Raw genomic sequence first — 1,468 nt, 5'->3', positions numbered from 1 at the left:
CTCAGTTCCCGTCTTACCAGCTGATTTACGGCGCTTTAGCCGCAATTCCTATCTTGTTTGTCTGGGTTTACTTGTGCTGGATGATCGTCTTGCTGGGGGCAGAAGTCACCGCAGCATTGGGTGAGCAAGAGCACTGGAGTGAAGATCTAGACATGATACACTCGTCGGCTGAATCTCAGTTAGCAAATGAAGGAAGCGAGAGTAGTGATAGCGCTAATTCAACGAGTCAGTGAAGCGGCCGTTCGTGTAGACGGTGAAGTGGTTGGGGAAATCGATACAGGTCTTCTTGTCCTACTTGGTGTTGAGAAGGACGACGATGAAGCCAAAGCAAAACGTTTGATGGAACGTGTGACCACCTACCGAGTCTTTGAAGACAACGAAGGAAAAATGAACCTCAACGTCAAACAAGTGAACGGTAAGGTTTTGGTGGTGTCTCAATTTACGTTACCGGCAGATACCAAGAAAGGCACACGTGCAGGCTTTTCTCGTGGTGCGCATCCAGCCGACGCTGAACGTCTGTATGACTACTTTTCTGACTTGTGTGAGCAGGAATTGCCAACCGAGCGTGGTCGCTTCGCGGCCGATATGAAAGTGTCATTAATTAATGACGGCCCAGTGACTTTTTGGCTACAGGTCTAATCTGGCGTGGATACACCCATGGTCTAAGCTATATACCCAAGTGGTTTGATTTTACTTGGGTATTTTCTCCCCAAGATTCTTACTGATTTGCACTTTCAAAGGATTGATATGTTCAAACTCATAACTCCAACAACCGAAAATCAGCTTAACAAGTACTATCAATTTCGTTGGCAAATGCTTCGAGAGCCATGGCGCATGCCAGTAGGCTCTGAACGTGATGAATATGACGTGGTGAGCCACCACCGCATGATTGTGGATAGCCGTGGTCGTCCAATGGCGATCGGACGTTTGTACATTACTCCGGATAACGATGGCCAAATCCGCTATATGGCGGTGAAAGGCAATCGTCGCAGCAAAGGCATGGGCTCACTGGTGTTGGTCGCGTTGGCATCGCTTGCGCGCCAAGAAGGTGCGAAACGTTTGGTATGTAATGCTCGTGAAGACGCGATTGCGTTTTATGAAAAAAACGGTTTTGAACGTCGTGGTGAGTTGACCGATGAACGCGGTCCGGTGCGTCACCAACAAATGGTGAAGCCGCTTGATCCGATGGCGAATGTGTTACGTCGCCCAGAATGGTGCACGGAATTGCAGCAGCGCTGGGAAGCGCAGATCCCAATTGCGGACAAAATGGGCATCAAAATCAACCAATACACCGGTTATCAGTTCGAATGCAGTGCCCAGCTCAATCCGAATTTGAACCCGCACAATACGATGTTTGCTGGTTCGGCATTTACGTTGGCAACGCTGACGGGATGGGGAATGACGTGGTTACTGCTCAAAGAGCGCGGTTTGCATGGCGATATTGTTCTGGCAGACAGCTCGATTCGTT

General features: G+C 49.1%; 3 protein-coding genes. All 3 read left to right on the top strand.

Features of this window, described 5'->3' with window-relative positions; genetic code table 11:
- On the top strand, positions 1–233 hold a 233-nt coding region (locus R8269_RS24290; protein ID WP_318222785.1), incomplete at its 5' end, for a YhjD/YihY/BrkB family envelope integrity protein.
- Complete coding sequence (gene dtd, locus R8269_RS24285) at positions 205–639, top strand: D-aminoacyl-tRNA deacylase (protein WP_089204086.1); 435 nt, start codon at positions 205–207, stop codon at positions 637–639. The genes R8269_RS24290 and dtd, both read left to right, overlap by 29 nt.
- 108 nt (positions 640–747) lie before the next feature.
- On the top strand, positions 748–1,468 hold a 721-nt coding region (locus R8269_RS24280; RefSeq protein ID WP_318222784.1), incomplete at its 3' end, for a bifunctional GNAT family N-acetyltransferase/hotdog fold thioesterase.

It is taken from the genome of Vibrio sp. Vb0667, from assembly GCF_033391095.1.
Note: the sequence above shows the minus strand (reverse complement) of the source record. Positions and strands in the feature narration are given on the sequence as shown.